18 protein-coding genes are annotated in these 20,394 nt (G+C 60.6%); 10 read left to right on the forward strand and 8 right to left on the reverse strand.

Features of this window, described 5'->3' with window-relative positions:
• The first annotated feature begins 2 nt into the window (after window positions 1–2).
• The 8 genes from lpxB (at window position 3) to ACE3SE_RS14465 (ending at window position 6,084) form a co-directional block, all read left to right on the forward strand.
• Window positions 3–1,187 carry a lipid-A-disaccharide synthase gene (gene lpxB / locus ACE3SE_RS14430; protein WP_374556248.1) on the forward strand — a complete coding sequence of 395 codons (1,185 nt, stop codon included), beginning with the start codon at window positions 3–5 and terminating at the stop codon, window positions 1,185–1,187.
• On the forward strand, window positions 1,184–1,777 hold the full coding sequence (rnhB, locus tag ACE3SE_RS14435; protein WP_374556250.1) for a ribonuclease HII: 594 nt from the start codon (window positions 1,184–1,186) through the stop codon (window positions 1,775–1,777). The genes lpxB and rnhB overlap by 4 nt, the downstream gene beginning before the upstream one ends.
• A 20-nt stretch (window positions 1,778–1,797) precedes the next feature.
• Entirely contained in the window at window positions 1,798–2,295 is a 498-nt protein-coding gene (locus tag ACE3SE_RS14440; RefSeq protein WP_062788940.1) for a DNA-deoxyinosine glycosylase, read from the forward strand.
• Between the two features lie 110 nt (window positions 2,296–2,405).
• The gene (locus tag ACE3SE_RS14445; RefSeq protein WP_374556252.1) at window positions 2,406–3,533 is read left to right on the forward strand and encodes a succinylglutamate desuccinylase/aspartoacylase family protein; all 1,128 of its coding nucleotides are present in this window, start codon (window positions 2,406–2,408) and stop codon (window positions 3,531–3,533) included.
• 165 nt (window positions 3,534–3,698) lie between these two features.
• Window positions 3,699–3,917, forward strand: a complete 219-nt coding sequence (locus ACE3SE_RS14450) for a hypothetical protein (RefSeq protein WP_045845011.1) — start codon at window positions 3,699–3,701, stop codon at window positions 3,915–3,917.
• Window positions 3,918–4,035: 118 nt separating this feature from the next.
• Window positions 4,036–4,557 (forward strand): molybdopterin-guanine dinucleotide biosynthesis protein B, encoded by a 522-nt coding sequence (gene mobB / locus ACE3SE_RS14455; protein WP_374556254.1) that lies wholly within the window; start codon window positions 4,036–4,038, stop codon window positions 4,555–4,557.
• Complete coding sequence (locus ACE3SE_RS14460) at window positions 4,544–5,737, forward strand: molybdopterin molybdotransferase MoeA (RefSeq protein WP_374556256.1); 1,194 nt, start codon at window positions 4,544–4,546, stop codon at window positions 5,735–5,737. Before mobB ends, ACE3SE_RS14460 begins: the two co-directional genes overlap by 14 nt.
• A 2-nt stretch (window positions 5,738–5,739) precedes the next feature.
• A complete protein-coding gene (locus tag ACE3SE_RS14465; RefSeq protein WP_374556258.1) occupies window positions 5,740–6,084 on the forward strand; it encodes a 2Fe-2S iron-sulfur cluster-binding protein in 345 nt (114 codons plus the stop codon).
• A gap of 85 nt (window positions 6,085–6,169) precedes the next feature.
• Here the strand turns inward: ACE3SE_RS14465 and ACE3SE_RS14470 are convergent, their stop codons facing one another.
• The 8 genes from ACE3SE_RS14470 to ACE3SE_RS14505 all read right to left on the reverse strand — a co-directional run bounded on the left by ACE3SE_RS14470 (window position 6,170) and on the right by ACE3SE_RS14505 (window position 16,497).
• Window positions 6,170–7,810: a CHASE2 domain-containing protein gene (locus ACE3SE_RS14470; RefSeq protein ID WP_374556260.1), complete on the reverse strand. Its 1,641-nt coding sequence runs from the start codon at window positions 7,808–7,810 to the stop codon at window positions 6,170–6,172.
• 2 nt (window positions 7,811–7,812) lie between these two features.
• Window positions 7,813–9,363, reverse strand: a complete 1,551-nt coding sequence (locus tag ACE3SE_RS14475; protein WP_374556262.1) for a FecR domain-containing protein — start codon at window positions 9,361–9,363, stop codon at window positions 7,813–7,815.
• A 186-nt stretch (window positions 9,364–9,549) separates the two neighbouring features.
• A complete protein-coding gene (locus ACE3SE_RS14480; RefSeq protein ID WP_045845016.1) occupies window positions 9,550–10,368 on the reverse strand; it encodes an ABC transporter permease in 819 nt (272 codons plus the stop codon).
• A gap of 26 nt (window positions 10,369–10,394) precedes the next feature.
• On the reverse strand, window positions 10,395–11,663 hold the full coding sequence (locus ACE3SE_RS14485) for an ABC transporter permease (protein WP_062788920.1): 1,269 nt from the start codon (window positions 11,661–11,663) through the stop codon (window positions 10,395–10,397).
• A gap of 112 nt (window positions 11,664–11,775) precedes the next feature.
• Complete coding sequence (locus ACE3SE_RS14490; RefSeq protein ID WP_233160791.1) at window positions 11,776–12,801, reverse strand: ABC transporter substrate-binding protein; 1,026 nt, start codon at window positions 12,799–12,801, stop codon at window positions 11,776–11,778.
• 69 nt (window positions 12,802–12,870) lie between these two features.
• Window positions 12,871–13,977, reverse strand: coding sequence for an ABC transporter ATP-binding protein (locus ACE3SE_RS14495; protein WP_045845019.1), 1,107 nt, complete (start codon window positions 13,975–13,977; stop codon window positions 12,871–12,873).
• A 157-nt stretch (window positions 13,978–14,134) separates the two neighbouring features.
• Complete coding sequence (locus ACE3SE_RS14500) at window positions 14,135–15,892, reverse strand: hybrid sensor histidine kinase/response regulator (protein ID WP_131360261.1); 1,758 nt, start codon at window positions 15,890–15,892, stop codon at window positions 14,135–14,137.
• The gene (locus ACE3SE_RS14505) at window positions 15,892–16,497 is read right to left on the reverse strand and encodes a response regulator (RefSeq protein ID WP_374556266.1); all 606 of its coding nucleotides are present in this window, start codon (window positions 16,495–16,497) and stop codon (window positions 15,892–15,894) included. Before ACE3SE_RS14505 ends, ACE3SE_RS14500 begins: the two co-directional genes overlap by 1 nt.
• A 372-nt stretch (window positions 16,498–16,869) precedes the next feature.
• On the opposite strand from ACE3SE_RS14505, the gene ACE3SE_RS14510 reads away from it, so the two are divergent.
• Window positions 16,870–18,564, forward strand: a complete 1,695-nt coding sequence (locus ACE3SE_RS14510; RefSeq protein WP_374556268.1) for a ShlB/FhaC/HecB family hemolysin secretion/activation protein — start codon at window positions 16,870–16,872, stop codon at window positions 18,562–18,564.
• Window positions 18,565–18,575: 11 nt separating this feature from the next.
• Window positions 18,576–20,394: two-partner secretion domain-containing protein (locus ACE3SE_RS14515; RefSeq protein ID WP_374556270.1), on the forward strand; the 1,819-nt coding region annotated here is incomplete at its 3' end.

Below are 20,394 nucleotides of genomic sequence, written 5' to 3' on the forward strand. Positions count from 1 at the left end.
CCATGTCTGAACCCTTGTTCAAGCGTAAAGGCGCGCTCAAGGTAGCCATGGTGGCTGGCGAGGCCTCCGGCGACCTGCTGGCGGCTCACCTGATGGAAGCCTTGCAGGCAAGACACGCCGATATCGAATTTGCCGGTATCGGCGGCCCGCGCATGGAAGCGCGGGGTTTTGTCAGCCACGCGCCGCAAAGCCGGCTGGCGGTGATGGGCTATGCCGAAGTGCTCAAGCGCCTGCCGGAGCTGCTGCGTATCCGTCGCACCTTGCGTGACCGCCTGTTGGCCGAAAAGCCGGATGTCTTCATCGGTGTCGATGCACCGGACTTCAATCTGGCGCTGGAAGCCGCACTGAAGAAGCAGGGCATTGCCACCATCCATTACGTCAGCCCCTCGGTATGGGCATGGCGGCTGGAGCGCATCTACAAGATAGGCCGTGCCGTTAATCGTGTGCTGTGCCTGTTTCCGATGGAGCCGGCCTTGTATCAGCAGGCCAAGGTGCGGGCGGATTTTGTCGGCCATCCTCTGGCCAGCGCAATTCCGATGGCCCCGGACCAGCAGGCCATGCGTGAACAGCTGGGTTTGCCGCGGCAGGGGCCCATTTTCACCCTGATGCCGGGCAGCCGCAAAAGCGAGCTGGAATTCATGGCGCCGTTGTATATCGAAGTGGCCCGCATGCTGCTGCGCGATTACCCCGATGCCACGTTCCTGGTGCCGCTGGCTACCCGCGCCACCATGGATCAGTTCGATCAGCTGCTGACCCGTCACAAGGCCTGGGACTTGCCGCTGCGCAAGTTGTTTGGGCACGCCCAGATGGCAATGATTGCCAGCGACGTGGTGCTGGTGACCAGCGGTACTGCTACGCTTGAAGTAGCATTGACCAAGCGGCCGATGGTGATCAGCTACAAGCTGTCCTGGCTGACCTACCTGCTGGTGAAACGCAAGATCAAGCTGCCTTACGTCGGCTTGCCCAATATCCTGTGCGGACGCTTTGTAGTGCCGGAACTGCTGCAAAAGGACGCCACCGTAGCAAAACTGACGGCGGAAGTGAAGCGGCTGTACGAAGACAAGGATGCGCGGGCCGAGATGGTGCAGACGTTTACCGACTTGCATCAGTCATTGCTGGCAGATACGGCCGGGCTGGCCGCAGCAGCGGTATTGCAGGAGGCCGGATGTCAGGCGAGGCCTGCATGAGCACCGAGCTGATTGCCGGTGTGGATGAGGCCGGGCGCGGTCCTCTGGCCGGTGCGGTATTTGCCGCTGCGGTCATTCTGGACCCGGCCCGCCCCATTGCCGGGCTGGCGGACTCCAAAGTACTGAGCGAAGCGCGGCGCGATGCGCTGGCGGTGCAAATCAAGCAGGATGCACTGGCCTGGTGCATTGCCAGCGCCAGTGTCGAGGAAATCGACAAGATCAACATCCTGCAAGCCACCATGCTGGCCATGAGCCGAGCGGTGGCCGGGCTTGCGGTATCGCCGGGCAAGGTGTTGATTGACGGCAACCGCGTGCCAAAGCAGATTACCCTGCCTGCCGAAGCCATCGTCAAGGGCGACGCCAAGGTGCAGGCCATTTCGGCGGCCTCCATTCTGGCCAAGACAGCGCGAGATGCCGAACTGGTTGCGCTGGATACCCTGCATCCGCAATACGGTTTTGCCCGCCACAAGGGCTATCCCACCGCCGAGCATCTGGCGGCACTGGAGCAATACGGTGCGCTCGCCGAGCACCGCAAGTCTTTTGGTCCGGTCAAGGCCTGGCTGGCACGCCAGCAAGGTCAGCTGTTCTAGGCCGCCACGCTGTGACCGACGTGGCCAAAACCTGCTTTCCCCCGGTAGTGGATGCGCACACCCGGCTGCTGATCCTGGGCTCGCTACCCGGCGATGCCTCGCTACAAGCCGCCCAGTATTACGCCCATCCGCGCAACCAGTTCTGGCGTTTGCTGGAACAGGTGCTGCAACAACCCCTGATTGCATTGCCCTATGCCCAGCGTCTGGCATGCCTGCAAGCGCGCGGTGTCGGCCTGTGGGATGTGGTGGCCCAGGCGCAGCGGCAGGGTAGTCTGGATACTGCCATCCGCGCAGCCAGCCACAACGACCTCTCCACCTTGTGCATGGGCCTGCCGCAGTTGCAGGCACTTGCCTTCAATGGCGCAACGGCAGCGCGCATCGGCAGCAAACAGCTGCACGGTGACACTGCTTTGCTGCCGCGTCTGACGCTGCCATCTTCCAGTCCCGCCCATACCATGCCTTTCGCACAGAAGCTGGAGCAATGGCTGCCATTGCGCAGTGTGCTGATGCCCGGCTGAAACCGGCAGGCATCTGCGTCTGACGCAGGTTTTGCTTGAAGTCGGCGCTTGGCTGTGATGTTCTGTGCCATCTGGCCAAGCCGCCTGCCTTATCTGCTACAGGAGCATCCATGCGTACCGAACATCATCCGCTACTATCCCCCAGCCTGGGTACCCAGCGCAGCATCACCAGCTTTCACTTCGGACCGGCAGGCGGCAGTGGCGGCTGGCCGCGCAAGGTGTATATCCAGGCCAGCCTGCACGCCGGGGAAATTCCGGGCATGCTGGTGGCTCACCTGTTGCGCCAGCAATTTGCCGATCTGGAAGCGCGTGGGCTGTTGCAGGCGGAAATCGTACTGGTGCCGGTGGCCAACCCCATCGGCCTGGCGCAGCAACTGCATTACCAGCCGCAGGGGAGGTTTGATCTGGCCAGCGGTGAAAACTTCAACCGCCTGTACAGCGAACCCTCCGCGCAAGTCATTCCGCACCTGCGTGAACAATTGACGCAGGATGCCGATACCAATCGCAGCCTCATCCGTCAGGCCTTGCGCAAGGCCATTGCCAGCGAGCCGGTGCATACCGAGCTGCAAAGCCTGCGCCAGACCCTGCACCTGCTGGCGCTGGACGCCGACCTGGTGCTGGACCTGCACTGCGACTTTGCCGGTGAAGTGCACATTTACTCGCATAGCGAACACTGGCCACTGGTGGAAGACTTGGCGGCGCACCTGCAATGTGGCGCTTCGCTGCTGGCCGATGAATATGGCGTGATGCCGTTTGATGAAGCCATCTTCCTGCCCTGGGCCAGGATTCGCGCCGCCTTGCCACAATTCCCGGTGCCGTTTGACAGCGTGGCAGTCACTGTCGAACTGCGGGGTGAGGGCGATGTCGATTACCGGCTGGCCGGGCAGGACAGTCAGGCCATCCTGCATTATCTGACCGGTCGTGGCGTGATTGCCGGTGAGCCGGTCGCACCGGCACCCTTGCCGTACCCGGCAACCCCGCTGTCCGGTTCGGAAACCCTGATTGCCCCGCATGCCGGGGTAATCGTGATGCGGGCTGAGCTGGGCAGTGTGGTGGCAGTGGGTGATGCCATCGCGGATGTGATCGACCCGATTGCCGGCACCACTACCACCTTGCATGCCGGAACCGACGGCATGTTCTATGTGTTTGCCCGCCATCCCTATGTGGTACGTGGTGGTACGGTGGCCAAGATAGCTGGCCGGCATCCGCTGAGTGAACGCAATTTGCTGGGGGCATGAACTAGTTGCCAAAGGCCATGAAGGCAAGCCACAAGGGCTGATTTGTCGTGTTTTCCGTACCAAGGCATGGCTGGATGATGCAGTTCATGCCCGAAAACTTGCAGTTTGCTGCCGCTTGCACTGATATTGGTAGTGTCTGGCATCCAGCAAGAGAGGAGGATAAGCATGAGTCGTTATTGCATCTGGTTTGTCACCCCGGACGACACGGTCATGCGGCGTGCCGAGGTGGCCATCAATGGCAGCATCCATTGTCATCAGGTACTGGAAGAAATCGAGGCGCAGCTGGCTCTGGATTGCGGGCTCAGTCAGGTGATGATTGTGGACTGGAAGCGATTCGAACAAGTGGAAGCCCAAAGCGCGCCACTGGCGCGGGCAGTGGCTTGAGTTTGCGCCGGACTGCTCCTGCCTTGGAGTGACCGGTCCTAGTTCGTCAGAGGGAAGAAACGGGATTGGCCTGCATGCTATCATGCGGCCCATCCCTTTTTATTTGGATCTCGCCATCATGTATGTGCTGGGCGTAGCAGGCTATTCAGGCAGTGGCAAAACCACCTTGCTGGAGAAACTCATCCCGCTGCTGTGCGCCGCTGGTGTGGATGTCGCCGTGATCAAGCACACCCATCACGACGTGGACTGGGACCAGCCCGGCAAGGACAGCTGGCGTCACCGCGAGGCGGGTGCTGCCCAGGTGTTGCTGGCCGGTGCCAGGCGCCGCCTGCTGGTGCAAACCATGCCGCAGGGCAATGATGCGCCACTGGCCGAACATGTGGCCGCCTTGCGCCCTTGCGACCTGGTATTGGCTGAAGGCTTCAAGCATGAGGCCATTGCCAAACTGGAAGTCTACGACCCGGCACTGGGACATGCGCCGTTGTTCGTGCAGGATCCGGCCGTGCTCGCGGTGGTGACGGATGCGGCGCAGCCAGACTTGCCACCCACCGCATTGCCCCGCTTTGGGCGGGATGATGTCGAAGCCATTGCCCGTTTCATTCTTGCCTTACTGGAAAAACATCAAGATGCTCACCGTTGATCAGGCCCGTGACTGGCTGTTGCAGCGTGCCCAGCCCGTACGTGCTACCGAAACCCTTCCGCTGCTGCAGGCGCTGGGCCGCATTCTGGCCGAGCCGGTACTGGCCGGCCTTGACGTGCCGCCGCAGGACAATAGCGCGATGGATGGCTATGCCCTGAACAGTGCAGATGGCAATGGCCCGTTTGCCGTTTCGCAGCGCATACCCGCCGGCACCCAGCCGCAGCCACTGCAAGTCGGTACGGCGGCGCGCATTTTTACCGGCGCGCCCATTCCGGCCGGGGCTGATGCGGTGGTGATGCAGGAAATGGCCGAACTGCAGGCGGATGGCCGGGTGCTGTTCGGTCAGACGGTGAAGCCGGGCCAGAATATCCGCCGCGCGGGCGAAGATATCCTGTGCGGTGTCACCGTGCTGTCTGCCGGGCAGTTGCTCAGTGCTGCCGATCTGGGGTTGGCTGCTTCCATTGGTGTGCCCACGCTGACGGTGTACCGCCCCTTGCGGGTGGCGGTGTTCTTTACCGGCGATGAACTGACGGAGCCGGGCCAGCCGCTGCAAGCAGGGCAGATTTACAATTCCAATCGCTATTGGCTGGTGCCGGAACTGATGCGGCTGGGCTGTGAAGTGACCGATCTTGGCATCGTGCCGGATTCGCTCAGCCGCACCCGCGAAATCCTGCAGGATGCCGCCGGGCTGGCCGATGTCATCATGACTTGCGGCGGGGTGTCGGTAGGCGAGGAGGACCATGTGAAGGCGGCGGTAGAGGCCGAGGGTAGCCTTGATCTGTGGAAAATCGCCATCAAGCCGGGCAAGCCGCTGGCCAGCGGCAAGGTAGGGCAGGCCGGTTTCATCGGCTTGCCGGGTAATCCGGTATCCGGCTTTGTCACCTATCAGGTGCTGGTAAAACCCTATCTGCAGCGCTGTGCCGGTTTGCAGCAAGATGACATCCAGCCCGCGGCCCACTATCCGGCCGGCTTTGCCTGGGAGCGACCGGACACCCGGCGTGAAGAGTTCCTACGGGTGAAACTGGTACGGCAAGACGGCCAGTGGCAATTGCAGCGCTATCCCAATCAGGGCTCCGGCGTGCTTACTTCCTGCGCCTGGGCGGACGGTCTGGTACGGCTGGCTGCCGGCCAACAGGTACAGCCTGGCGACATGCTGGCCTTGCTGCCCATTTCCGGCTGAACATGCCCACTCTGCATTTTGTCGATGGTGCCGGGCAGCTGTTGGCTGCCGTAGAGGCACAGCCCGGTGATGTGCTGCTGGATGTTGCCCGTCTTTCGGATGTGCCTTTGCATTGGCGCTGCGGCCAGGGCACCTGCGGCACCTGCAAGGTGAGCATTCGTCATGCTGACCCTCAGCAGCCAGTCAGGCTGACGCGCAAGGAGCGCAATGTGCTGCTGCGCGCCGGTTTGATTGATGCCGCACAAGCTGCACAGGAAAACTGGCCGGATGTCTCGTCAGGCTGGCGGCTGGCCTGTCATGTGCCGGTGGGAGAGCAGGACTGGCAGGTGGTCTGTCCGCAGGACTGAACACGGGTTTGCATGGCAAAAACAAAGCCACGATCAAGGTCGTGGCTTTGTTCATTATTGTTTTTCATTATTGTGGGCGGGCATGTCAGCTGGATGCCGGGCTGACCACATTGCGCCCGGAGCGCTTGGCAATATATAGCGCGCCATCGGCTTCTTCGTAAATGCGCTGGGCCGTGTCATCGGGCTGTGGAACGCGTGCCGCCACACCAATACTGCAAGTCACCTTGTGCAAGGGGCTGCCATCATGCGGCAGGTCCAGGTCTTCCAGCCGCTGGCGGAAGGTTTCTGCGGCATCCACTGCTTCCTGCATGCTGGTGCCAGGCATCAGTACGCCAAACTCTTCCCCGCCCAGACGGGCAGGCAGCACCCCTTTGCGCTTGAAAGTGTCTTGCAGTACATGGGCCACCCGCTTGAGGATCATGTCGCCGGCATAGTGGCCGTACTGGTCGTTGTATAGCTTGAAGTGGTCAATATCCAGCAGGATGAAGGCCAGCGGCTGGCTGGCATTGCGCTGCCTGTCAATCGCCGGAATGAACACCTCGTCAAAATGACGCCGGTTCGCCAGTTGGGTCAAGCCATCGGTAGTGGCCAGTGTTTGCAGGCTGGCTTGCCGCTCGATGAAACGGGCAAAACCGCAAACCAGCAGCACCAGCATGCAACTGACCGGTGCAAACCAGTAGCGGGCAAGCAGCAGCCCGGCAATGCTGATCAAGGCTGGAATCGCGCTTGCAGCCGCATAAGCCTGCAAGGCATTGCGGCGGCGGCCCCAGGGGGAGAGCAGGTAATCCAGCCCCAGCACCAGCAGCAGGCTGAACAGGGCTTGCTGGGTCAGGGTAAGCGGGCGAATCAGGCTGCCATCCTGCAAGCCGCGCAGCAGATAGGCGTTGATCACCACACCGGGCATGCTGCCGGCTCCGGCGGACAATGGGGTAGTGTGCATGTCGCCCAGCCCGGCGGCGGTGACGCCAATCAGCACGATGCGGTTGCGGAACAGTTCCGGGTCGGTGTTGGCCAGGGCGTCGATATACGACAGCCGCTGGAAAGGCTCGGCCCCTTTGCCGTAGGGCACCATGATTTCATCACTGCGCACCCAGGGTTCGTCACGGCTATGCACCAGCGTGCCAGCACTATTGGCCGGTTTGCCCTCGGCTACGTCCAGAACCGCACGGGCAAAGGCCGGGTAGTCGGCACTGCCCAGCCCGGCATGCAAATAGCCACGACGCACGATGCCGTCATCGTCCCGTTCGAAGTCGGTATGGCCCAGACGGTTGGACGCTGCGGCAAACAGCGGCAGCGGGCGGGTTTCGGTCAGCACGCCGCCGCTGTTTTCCGGAAACACCGGGCTGACTACCTTGCCGTTGTCGTGTATGGCACTGGCCAGTGCCTGGTCCGGGCGGCTGCTGCTGAGCGTGCTTTCTGCCAGTGCAATGTCCAGACCCACGGCCTTGGCCGATTGGAGCTGGCGGATCAGATGAGCGTGCAGTTCGCGCGGCCACGGCCAGTTGCCCATTTCCGCCAGGCTGCGGTTGTCCACTTCGATCAGGATGGGGTCGTCAGCTGCTTTGCCCAGCGGGCGCTGGCTGATTGCAACATCATAAAACCAGTTGTCCAGACGTTGCAGCGCGCCGCTCAGTACCAATAGCAAAACAACTGCTCCGGCCAGTAGCGGGAGCAGTTGTTGCCATGGCGGCCTGCGGGCAGGCGGCGTGGATGGGTCAACAGGCATGGTCAGTGCAGCTGGATGATTTCGTTGGCCTCAATGGCGTGATAGCCCGCCTCGCCATGGATTTCCAGCTGTGCCAGAAACTGTCCTTTGGGAAGCTGGGACAGCGGCCAGCTCGGCTGACTGGCAGTGTTGCGGTAAACCACGGTCTGGCGGTCGGCCTGAGCCAGCAGGGTCAGGGTATAGCGTGCGTCCTTCACCGGGTAATGCCGTGCCAGTAGCACAGGCAGCGCCGGTTTCAGAGAGGAGAACACACCCTTGGACAGCAGGGACTGGATTTCGCTGTAGGGGCCGGGCTGGCCCTGGCCATCCACATGCGCCACACGCCAATACCATTGGCCGTCCTCAGGCAAGGTCAGCTTGCTCTCCGGGGTAGTCAGCAGCAGGGTTTGACTGATCTGGCTGAAATCCGGCTGGCGCGACAGCTGCCATTGCACCGGTCGTTCCGGGCTGGCGGTGGTGTGCAGGCTGAAAGTCTGGCCGCGGATTTCCTGCGGGCTGGCGGTTCCCAGTAGCAAGGGCGGTGTCGGGTAGGCCTTGAGCTCGAAGGTCTTGCTGCTGTCGTAGCCTTCCAGTCCGTGGGAATTCCTGGCCCGTGCGGCCAACTGGTACTGACCGTTGGCGGGCAAGGACAGGTAGAACTGCGGCCCGTTGACCGTGCGTTCGGATAATTGCTGGCCGGTGCTGCCCGGGCCATTGATCTTGACCCGGTAGGCCACGGCTTGCTGGTCTGCTGTCCATTGCAGCAGCGGGGGATTGAAACTGCTTTGGGCCGGCAATGGGCTCAGGTCCGGCGCGGCGGGCAGTGCTTCCGGCGCGGTCGGTTTGGCGCCTTGCTGGGTCGTGGTGCCGAATCCAGCCTGCACATCTACCTTACCGCCTTGCTGGCCACCCACATTCACCTTGCCGCGCAGCACTTCGGTGGCGGTGCTGTCGGTTGACTCGGCGCTGACGCGGAATTCCGTGCCACGCACGGTAGTCACCGCAGACGGCGTGCGGATCTGGTAGCGTCCGGGCATCAGGATGTTGGGTATCACCGAACTGCCGGCATTGCCCTTGTCCAGGCGGATTTCGGTTTTGGCCGAACCGGTGCTGGGGTAATAGATTTCGGTTTGCAGCTGGGCGCTGGAATTGGCACCCATCAGCAGGGTGGAGCCGTCTTCAAAGCGCAGCTTGAGCATGGCGTCGTTGCCGGTCTGGAAGCGGACGCCCTTGGGATAGCGTGTTTCCTTGTTGATTGGCAGCGGCTGGTTCTTGCTGTCCTGTGCGGTGACCTCACCGGAGAATTCCTCGATACGGGCGCTGGAGGGCTGCTGTTTCACCCAGGGGTAGGGCACGCGCACACGGCTGCCGGGTGTCAGCCGGTAAGGGTCGGCAATATGGTTCAGCTTTTGCAGGCGGGGAACATAGGCGGGGGATGCCAGGTGCTGGTCGGCCAGTGACCACAGGGAGTCACCGGATTTGACCTGATACTCCCAGTAGGCACTGTCGATGCCGGAGACGGCATGGGCTTGCATACAGAGCGCGATCAGGCCGGAAAGCAGAATGATTCTCATAAATACGGTCGGGAAATGGCGCACAAAACGCAGAATATCTGCATAGTAAGCCCCTGACGAGGGATTGCAACCAAGCGCGGCGGCTTTTTTTCATTTATTTGAAACTATTAAAAAAAACGGGCCAATCGGTAAGGATTGGCCCGGAATGTCGGTACTGCACGGAGCTGATGAAGAAATGCTTTCTGCTTAGCTGGTACGCAGTCGCTCGCTGCGGCCCCGCAACCATTCCAGCGTCAACAGCAGCAGGATGGAGAAGCCGATCAGCAAGGTAGCCGCCGCCGCAATGGTGGGGCTCAGGTTTTCGCGAATGCCGCTGAACATCTGGCGCGGCAGGGTGGCTTGTTCCGGTCCGGCCAGGAACAGGGTCACCACCACTTCGTCAAAGGACGTGGCAAAGGCGAACAGGGCACCGGAAATCACGCCTGGCGCAATCAGCGGCAGGGTGATGCGGAAGAAGGTGGTGATGGGCGAGGCACCCAGGTTGGCCGCCGCACGGGTCAGGTTGTGGTTATAGCCCTGCAGGGTGGCGGTCACGGTGATGATGACAAACGGCACGCCCAGCGCAGCATGTTCCAGAATCAGCGTGGTGTAGCTGTTGTCCATGCCCAGCGGGGCAAAGAAAAGGTAGCTGGCCACGCCGACAATCACCACCGGCACCACCATCGGCGAAATCAGCAGGAACATGATGATGCCCTTGCCACGGAATTCGCCACGGGTGAGGCCGATGGAAGCCAGGGTGCCCAGCACCATGGCCAGCACGGTGGCGGCCGGGGCCACGATCATGCTGTTCTGCAAGGAGCGGATCCACTCCGGTGCGCTGAACAGGTCCTGATACCAGCGGAAGGAGAAGCCGGTCAGCGGGTACACCAGGAAAGAGCCTTCGTTGAAGGACAGCGGAATGATCACCAGTACCGGCAGGATCAGGAACAGCAGGGTCAGGCCGCTGGTAATGCGCAGAACGTAGTGCCACACCTTTTCGATGGGCGACATGGTCGGGTTCAGCATGGTTATGTCTCCGTGAAGGGTGAGGGTTAGCCCAGGCGCAGGCTCTTGGCGCCTACCAGCCAGTTGTAAACGATGTACAGGATCATGGTGGCTGCCAGCAGCAGGCCGCCCAGTGCGGTTGCCATGCCCCAGTTGATCGAGGTGTTGGTGTAGAAGGCCACGAAGTAGCTCACCATCTGGTCGTTCGGGCTACCCAGCAAGGCCGGGGTGATGTAGTAGCCGATGGACAGGATGAACACCAGCAGCGCACCGGCACTGATACCGGCCACGGTCTGCGGGAAGTACACGCGCCAGAAGCTGGCGAACGGGTGGCAGCCCAGCGAGATGGCAGCCTTCATGTAGCTTGGCGAAATGCCTTTCATCACGCTGTAGATGGGCAGGATCATGAAGGGCAGCAGGATGTGCACCATGGAGATGTACACGCCGGTGCGGTTGAACACCAGTTGCAGCGGGTGATCGATCATGCCCAGCCATTGCATGGTGGAGTTGATCAGGCCGCCCGATTGCAGCAGGACGATCCAGGCGGCAACGCGCACCAGCACCGAGGTCCAGAACGGCAGCAGTACCAGGATCATCAGCAGGTTGCTGGTACGGGTGGGCAGGTTCACCAGCAGGTAGGCCAGCGGGTAAGCCAGGGCCAGGGCGATGGCGGTGACTACCAGGCTCATCCAGAAAGTACGGGTGAAGATGTCCAGGTAAATGGCCTGGTCCGGCGAGGAGCGGCTGATTTCGCCCAGGTCGTCCACGCGGTGGTCCATGGCGGCCAGCAGGTAGAACGGGGTCTGGGTGCTGGTGTTGCGGCGGATGGCCTGCCAGTAGGCCGGGTCACCCCAGCGCTCGTCCAGATTGGTCAGCGCTTCCTTGTAGGATTTCGGGGCCGGGTCCATCGGCAGGGCGCGGGCGGTTTTGTTGAGCAGGCTGCGGTAGCCGGCTACTTCCATGTTCAGGCGTTTGCCCAGATCGCCCAGTTTCTGGTCGTCATGAGCTTGCTGGATGTCTTGTGCCGCAGCGGCATATACCGCTTCTGGCGGCAGGGCACGGCCGCTCCAGCTGGAAATGGCCTTGACCGTGTGCGGCATGGCGTCAACCACTTCGGGGTTGTTGACGCTCTTGAACAAGAGGCTGGTAATGGGCAGCACGAATACCAGCAGGATAAACAGCACCAGCGGCAGAATCAGCAGCTGCGATTTCAGCTTGTTCATGCGCTCGGCGCGGGCCAGCTTCTGTTTCAGCGAACGGCCGGCCTCCGGCAGGGTGGCTGCGACAGCGGTGGTGGGTGCAGAGGAAGCGGTCATTCTTCCGGCTCCGGATCAGGTAAGGGGTGAAACCCCCTGGGGATGAACCCCCGAGGGGGCGGACCTGCTGCCGGCAGACATCACCGGCAGCAGTCATGCGTGTTGCAGCTGCTTACTTGGCAGCCCAGGCGTTGAAGCGTTGTTCCAGCGATTCGCCGTAGTCAGCCCAGAAAGCCACATCCACGGCTACGCCGCTCTTGATGTTCTGCGGGGCGGTCGGCAGGTCGGCAACCAGCTGCTTGTCCAAGAGCGGTACGGCTTTCTTGTTGGTCGGGCCGTAAGCAATGTTCTGCGAGTACACCTTCTGGTTTTCCGGCTTGCTGGCGAAAGCGATGAACTTCAGCGCAGCGTCCTTGTTCGGGGAACCCTTCGGAATGGCCCAGGAATCGAAGTCATACATGCCGCCGTTCCAGACGATCTTCAGGTTCTTGCCTTCCTTCTGGGTGTTGGCGATACGGCCGTTGTAGGCCGAGCTCATCACCACGTCGCCGGATACCAGGTACTGCGGCGGTTGTGCGCCGGCTTCCCACCACTGGATGTTCGGCTTCAGCTGGTCCAGCTTCTTGAAGGCGCGATCAACGCCAGCCGGGGTGGCCAGTACCTTGTACACGTCTTTCGGTGCCACGCCGTCAGCCATCAGGGCCACTTCCAGGGTGTACTTGGCACCCTTGCGCATGCCGCGCTTGCCCGGGAATTTCTTCACGTCCCAGAAATCTTTCCAGCTGGTCGGGCCAACCTTCAGCTTGTCGGCGTTGTAGGCCAGTACGGTGGACCATACGAAGATGCCCACGCCGCAAGTCTGGGCAGCGCCCGGTACGAAATCAGCCTTGTTGCCGATCTTGCTGTAGTCCAGCTTTTCGAACATGCCTTCGTCACAGCCACGAGCCAGTTCCGGGGACTCTACTTCCAGTACGTCCCAGGACACGCTCTTGGTGTCGACCATGGCTTTGACCTTGGCCATTTCGCCGTTGTATTCGCCGCCAACCACCTTGATGCCGGTGGCCTTGGTGAACGGAGCGTAGTAGGCCTTTTCCTGGGCTGCCTTGTTGGCACCACCAAAGGAAATTACGGTCAGGTCAGCGGCTTGGGCAGCCTGAGCGCAACAAGCGGCCACAACCGCCAGCGAAAGAGCTTTCATGCATTTCTTCATTTGATAGTTCTCCATATTGTTTTGGGACTACAATTACACGCACTCACTCGCACGCACTCATTCAGCCAGTTCGACAGGATCGAGCGCTCTTACGTGTTCTACATTCCAGCCCAGGGAAATCACGTCGCCCACGGACAGTTTCGGGTCCAGGGTGGCGATGGGCTGTTTGACGATGAAACTGGAGTTGCCACAGGCTTCCAGGCGGATACGCACATGGTCACCCAGGTAAATGAATTCGCGGATACGGCCGGAGAAGCGGTTTTGCTCCTGCTGCACATTCAGGTTGATGCGCTCCGGACGGATGGACAGCGACACCGGTGCGCCAGGGGCGGCATCGTGAATGGCCATGGCTTCCACGCGCTCGCCGTTTTCCAGGCCCACGGTACAGCGTTCGCCTTCGCGGCTGATCAGCTTGCCGTGCAGGCGGTTGTTTTCGCCGATGAAGTTGGCCACAAAGGTATTGCGCGGGTGTTCGTACAGGTTTTGCGGGCTGTCGATCTGCTGGATTTCACCCTGATGGAACACGGCGACGCGGTCGGACATGGTCAGTGCTTCGCTCTGGTCGTGGGTCACGTACACCACGGTCACGCCCAGACGTTCGTGCAGGTGCTTGATTTCCATCTGCATGTGTTCGCGCAGTTGCTTGTCCAGTGCGCCCAGCGGTTCGTCCATCAGCACCAGTTGCGGTTCGAATACCAGGGCGCGTGCCAGGGCCACACGCTGTTGCTGGCCACCGGACATCTGGCCGGGGTAGCGGTTGGCAAACTTGTCCAGTTGCACCATGGACAGCGCGCGCTTCACGCGTTCGGTGACGTCGGTCTTGTCCATGCCGCGAACCTTGAGCGGGAAGGCCAGGTTTTCGGCCACGGTCATGTGCGGGAACAGTGCGTAGTTCTGGAACACCATGCCGATATCGCGCTTGTGCGGCGGTACGCGGTTGAGCGAGCGATCACCCAGCATGATTTCACCGGCGGTGGGGGTCTCGAAACCGGCCAGCATCATCAGGCTGGTGGTCTTGCCGGAGCCGGACGGTCCCAACAGGGTAAGGAATTCGCCTTTGCGAATGTCCAGGTTCAGATCCTTGACGATCAGGGTCTCGCCGTCGTAGCTCTTTTGTACGTTCTTGAAGCGGACCAGGATGTCGCTTGCACTCGTTTCAGCCATGACCACTCCTGTTGTTTAAATGGTGATGACTGAATTGTAAAAACCGGATGACAGCCGGGATATCGGCCAGCGGCGGATTTTGCTGTCAGGATATTTGCTGATGTCGTGTAGGGCGATTCCTACAAGACATCAGCATCAGCTCTGCTGCATTGCGGCATCAGACAGCACTCAGTATCTGCTGCAGGCTGCCATATAAGGCAGCGGCATCCACCGGCTTGTGCAGCAGTAATGCGCCGCTGGATTGTGCCTCGCGCAAGCGATTGGGCGCGGTGTCGCCGGTCATGATGATGGAGGGCAGGGTGCGTCCCAGCTGCTGGTAAATCTGCTTGAGCACCTGCTGGCCGGTCTGGTTGCCGCGCAGGCGGTAGTCGGCAATCACCACTTGCGGCTGGAAGCTGTCCAGGCAGTCCAGCGCCTCGTCAGCGCCTTCCACCGTAAGAATGCGACAGCCCCAGCAACCCAGCAGCGCTTCCATGGCCGAGCGCACCGCGTAGTCGTCATCAATCACCAGAATCGGCACCGCTTGCAATGGCAACTGGCGCGGTGCGCTGCTGACGGCTTCCTCCATGGTGACCGGGCCTGCCAGCCGCGGCATGGTCAGGCGGAACACCGAACCGCGGCCCGGGCGGGATTGCAAGCCGACGGTCAGCCCCATGGTGTGGGCCAGGCCGCGCACGATGGCCAGCCCCAGGCCCAGGCCCTTGCGCCGGTCACGTTCCGGGTTGCCCAGCTGGTGGAATTCGCGGAATACCTCTTGTTGCTGGGCGGCAGGAATGCCGATGCCGGTATCCCAAACCTCGATCAGCAAATGCTCGCCACGCTGGCGACAGCCAATCAAAATGCCACCGCTCTGGGTGTAGTTGATGGCATTGCTGATCAGGTTGCGCAGGATCAGCTCCAGCAGGCTGGGGTCGGTATACACCTGTACCGCACTTTCCCTTACCCGGAACACCAGGTTCTTGCCATTGGCCAGCGGTGCGAATTCGCATTCCAGCTTGTACAGCACACTTTGCAAGGCCAGCTGGCGTGGCCGGGCTTCGATGACACCGGCTTCCAGCTTGGAGAAGTCCAGCAGGGTGTCCAGCATTTCACAGGCGGCGGAGGCCGAGGCCTCGATATGTTCCAGCAGCTCGTCCTGCCTGGCATCCAGTGCCGTGGTTTTCAGCGTGGCCAGAAACAGGCCCAGTGCGTGCATGGGCTGGCGCAGGTCGTGGCTGGCCGAAGCCAGGAATACCAGCTTGGCGCGATTGGCTTCTTCCGCCTCGTGCAAGGCCTGGGCGGCGCGGCCGGTTTGCTCGCGCAACTGGTCCACCAGTTCGCGGTTTTCAAAGCGCAGTTCGATGGAGCGGCGCGCCACGCGGGCGTAGTTCAGCGCAAAAACCAGTAACACCACCAGAAACAGCGGCACGCCCAGAAACATGGGCAGGTAGGCGAGGTTGCCAGTGGCCAGAAACACCCCCCATACCGGCAGGATGGACGGAATGAAAAAACTGACCGCCACCGGCAGGCAAGGCGAAAAAATGGCCAGCGCTGCCGCGCTCATGCCGGCAATCATCGACAACAGGCTGATGGCGGTGGGCGGGAAGTTGAGGTCCATGTACAGGCCGCCGGCGATGCCCCACAGGCTGCCCAGTACCACCAGCAGCATGGTCATGGCGCGGGCATAGCGCGGCGCATTGGCTTCGGACAGACGGTCCGGCAGGTAAAAGCGGCCAAAGTGTCCGGCAGCACAGCCGGCTCCCATCAGCGCCGACCAGGCCAGGATGCCCGGATTGCCGGTGCTGATGAGCACCCCCAGGGCCATCAGCAAGGACGCGAGGAAACAGCCCAGCATGGCAATGCCGAAGCTGTGGTCGATCAGCTCCATTTGCGCTGCCAGCAGGCGCGGCGGGTCGAAGCGTGGCAGCCAGCGCATCAGCGCATTACCTGTACCAGGCCACGACGCTGGGCTTCCAGCACCGCCTCGGTACGGCTGTACACGCCGAATTGTTCCAGGATGGCGGCCACATGCACGCGCACGGTGTTTTCCGACAGGCCCAGGCTATTGGCAATGGCCTTGTTGGACCGGCCCAGACACAGCTCGCTGAGTACCTCCAGCTGGCGCGGCGTCAATTGCGAGCCGCGGCCTGTCGCCTTGGCCGGAACCGCGTCGGACAGTGCCTCACCACGCAGGCATCGCTCCAGCGCCTGGTCAATCTGTTCGACACTGGCGGACTTGGTCAGCACCCCGGCAATGTCCGGCGTGGTGCTGGCCTGCTCCGGGCTGGCCGACAGAATGATGATGCGAGCGGACTGGAAATGCCGACGCAGCACGTGAATGCCATCAAGGCCGTTCAGGCCCGGCAGTTGTATGTCCAGCAGGATGATGTCCACCGGCGTGCTGCCAAACTGGTGGATGGCATCCATCACGGTGCCGGCTTCGAGAATGTCGGCGACTTTGTCATTGTTTTCCAGTACCAGGCGCAAGCCGGTACGGAACAGGGCGTGGTCGTCAATGAGAAGCAGTCTGGCGCTGAGCATGATTAGGTTGTGATCTTGGTTGTAGGAGCAAGGCCAATATGGTCTGACTTTCAATCAATATTATTTTCTGTTTTTCCAGTGAAGCGGTAATCCAAAAAGACTAGGTCTAACAGAAAAGACTATTTCTTGCGTCTGATACCGATATGACAATACCCCGGCTTTGAAAAATGCGTGGTGAATCGCAAGGTGATGCCAGATTTCTGTGCTAGCAGAACGGTAGCAAATCCGCAATCCACCGGTTATGGCGATGCAGGGCAAGCACATTAAGCAAGCTGCCGATTAACGTCAATCACCGCGCCAGGTTCTTAGCAAATTCAAAAAATACTAATGATTGGGGTTGTCATGTTCGGGTGGAAGTTAAAAAGAAGCACGGTGTTGCTGTGGCTTGGCCTTGGGGCGCTGGCAGAACAGGTGATGGCGGCCAGCGATATCGATGCGGCCAGTCGTCAGGCAGATCTGATCCAGCAGCGTCAGCAGCAGCAATTGCAGCAAGACCGGGAGCAAGCACAGCGCGCTATCGCACCCGGTGGGGCGGACCTGAAAACGCTGGTGCCAGCACCTGCTGTCCCTGCCGAGCTGACACCACAATGCCATACCATTCAGCACATTGTCATCCGTAATCGTCCGCATTTGTCTGCCGCGGTCGTGCAGGAAATCGATGCACGATATGCCGGCCACTGTCTGGGGGTGAATGAAATCACCCAGATCATGGGTCTGGTGACGCGGGATTACATTGAACGCGGTTATGTCACTACCCGGGCTTATTTACCGGCTCAGGATCTGCACACAGGCACGTTGTTGATTGATGTGGTGGAAGGGGTGATAGAGCAACTCAAACAAGACGACGGTGCAGCACGCCTGCCGCTGAATACCAGTTTTCCCGCTGGAGCAGGGCAATTACTGAATCTGCGTGACCTTGAGCAGGGCATCGACCAGCTCAATCGTTTGCAATCGAATAATGCCACGCTGGATATCCAGCCCGGCAGCCAGCCCGGTGGCAGCAATGTTGTCATTCATAACCAGCCAAGCCGCCCGGTGCATTTGTTTGTCTCTTACGATAATCAGGGCAGCGTGAGCACAGGGGCCAATCAGGGCGCGGCAGCCTTGACGCTGGATAATCTGGCCGGTCTGGGTGAAATGTTTACCGTTACTCATCGGGAATCCATTCCGGTGAGCAACAAGGAGCATTATTCGGCATCTGACGACTTCAACCTGTCGTTGCCCTATGGCTACAACACCTTCTCGCTGGATGTGAATCGCTCCCGCTATATCAATGTGCTGAGTCTGCCCAGTGGTGCGCAACAAACGGCAGAAGGCAATAACAAGATCAGCACCTTTGGCTGGAACAGGGTGGCATATCGCGACCAGGTGTCTCGCTTGACGTTTGGTGCCGGGCTGACCACCAAAGATGCCCGCAATTACTTTGCCCAGCAGTTTCTCAGTGTCAGTAGCCGCAAGCTGAGCGTGCTGGATTTGAAAGCATCGTACTCCACCGCCATCCATAACACGCAGTGGTCACTGGACCTTGATTACGCCCGTGGCCTGGCCGAATTCGGTGCCATGCACGATGCGGGCATCCTGCCGGGTGAGCAGCCGCATGCGCAGTTCCAGAAAGTCACTGCGGACCTGCGCGTCCACTTGCCATTTGACCTGCTGGGCAAGGCATTCAGTTACGACAGCGAAGTGTTTGCCCAGCAAGCCTACGACACGCTGTATGGCTCTGAGCAACTACTGATTGGCAGCATTTATTCGGTGCGCGGCTTCGTCAATAACAGCTTGTCCGGTGATACCGGCTATTACTGGCGCAATGATCTTTCCATGGCGCATCAATTCCGCATTGGCGGAGAAACCCTCAACGGCAAGATTTATGCCGCACTGGATACCGGCTGGGTCAGCAACAGGAACCCGGACTTGCAAGGCGGCCGCCTTACTGGCGCGGCCATTGGCCTGCAACTGCGTTGGCGTGGCCTTAGCTGGGATCTGTTCCGCTCTGCGCCCGTTGCCAAACCAGCCACTCTGTCTCGCGAACCAGCGCAAACCTGGTTCCGCGTCTCTGCTGCATTGTAAGGATTCAAGCCATGAACAAGATTTATCGCCTGGTATGGAATGCCAGAAAAAACTGCTGGATGGCAGCAGCAGAAATCGCCCGCAGTGCTGGCCCGCGTGCGGCCACCGTTCGTAGTGCCGCCATGCTTTCGTTATTGGGTAGCAGCCTGCTGGCTCAGGCTGCCACCCCGCAGCCCAGTGTGACGCCGACCGGCGGCAATACCCGCAGCTATACCGTGGCCAACGGTGCCACCGTAGTGGATATCGCCACCGCTAATGCAGCTGGTGTTTCCAGCAACCAGTACACTCAGTACAACGTCAATAGCCAGGGCCTGGTGCTCAATAACGGTAATACCAGTCAATTGTCGCGTCAGTCGCAACTGGCCGGGCAGGTGTACGCCAACGTCAATCTTGGCAATCAGGCTAGCCTGATTCTCAATCAGGTAGTCAGTACCAGCCGCAGCACGTTGGCCGGTTTTACCGAAGTGCTGGGCGGCAAGGCCGATGTGGTGGTAGCCAATCCAAACGGTATTAGCTGCTCGGGCTGTGGTTTCATCAATACAGACCGGGTGACACTGACTACCGGTTTGCCGGTGTTTGGCGGCAATGGCAGCCTGGCCGGTTTCAATGTCAGCCAGGGTGATATCCAGATCAACGGCAGCGGCATTAATGCCTCTACCCAGCAGATTCTCGACCTGGTCAGCCGCTCGGTATCCATCAGCGGTCAGGTCAACGTGCCGGATTTTGGCGTGTATGCCGGCCCCAACCGCTGGGACTACGCCAGTCGCCGGGTTACCGGCAGCGTCACACCCAGCGGCAATGCGCCCAGCTACGCCATTGATACCGCTGCCCTTGGTGGCATGTATGCCAACCGTATCTTTCTGGTGTCCACTGAGGCTGGAGTGGGGGTACGCATGGCGGGCAATGCAGCAGCCAATGGCGGCGACTTTACGCTCAGTAGCAACGGTAGCATTCAGTTGAGTAGTCAATTATCTGCCACCGGCAATGTGGCTGTCAGCGCAAACGGCAATGCCAGTTCATTACAGTTGAACGATGCCAGCATCAGCGCCGGACAAGACCTGACGCTGAGTAGCCAGGCCGGTAGCAGCCTGGTGGGCGGTGCGCTGTATGCCGGGCATGACTTGTCGCTTCAGGCCGCCGCGCTGAGTGACAGTGCCGACACCAATTCACAGCTCAATAATAATCAGCGTTTTGCCGCTCACGACCTGAACCTCGACATTACAGGCAGCGGCACGCTGGATGGCACGCAATGGGGCAGTGGTAACGGCAACTGGCAGGGAGGGTTTGCTGCCCTGACCATCGGCAACCAGGGTGCCACACTGTACGGCAGTCAGGGGATGCAACTTGTCAGCAGCAGTGGCGACCTGGCTCTGGGCAAGGCGCAAATCAAGACTGCTGGCGATATCAGCCTGCAGGCCGCAGGGGCTATCACAACCGTCGCAGACACAGCGCAAGGCATTGAAAGTACTGCTGGCAATCTCACTGTGCGCGCGGCCAACGGCTTCGACAATGCGGGCAGCATCAGTGCCGACACTGGCAGCATCACGCTGCGCGCAGGCAATGGCAGCCATAACAGCGGCACCCTGTTTGCTGGGGCTAATCTGGACATCGCCGATACCACTGGTCATGCCGGTGCCAGTTTCAGCAACGATGGCACCGTACAAAGCAATGGCAACCTGCTGCTACAAGCGAGCACTGCCAGCAACAGTGCCAGCGGCTGGATACAGGCGGCGGGCTACAGCAACCTGCAACTGGCCAGCCTGAACAATGCCGGTAGCTGGCTGCTGTCCACGACCAATGGCAGTACAGCCGACAACATCAGCCTGAGCG

It is taken from the genome of Aquitalea pelogenes (assembly GCF_041914625.1).
In the GTDB taxonomy this organism is placed as follows: Bacteria; Pseudomonadota; Gammaproteobacteria; order Burkholderiales; family Chromobacteriaceae; genus Aquitalea; species Aquitalea pelogenes.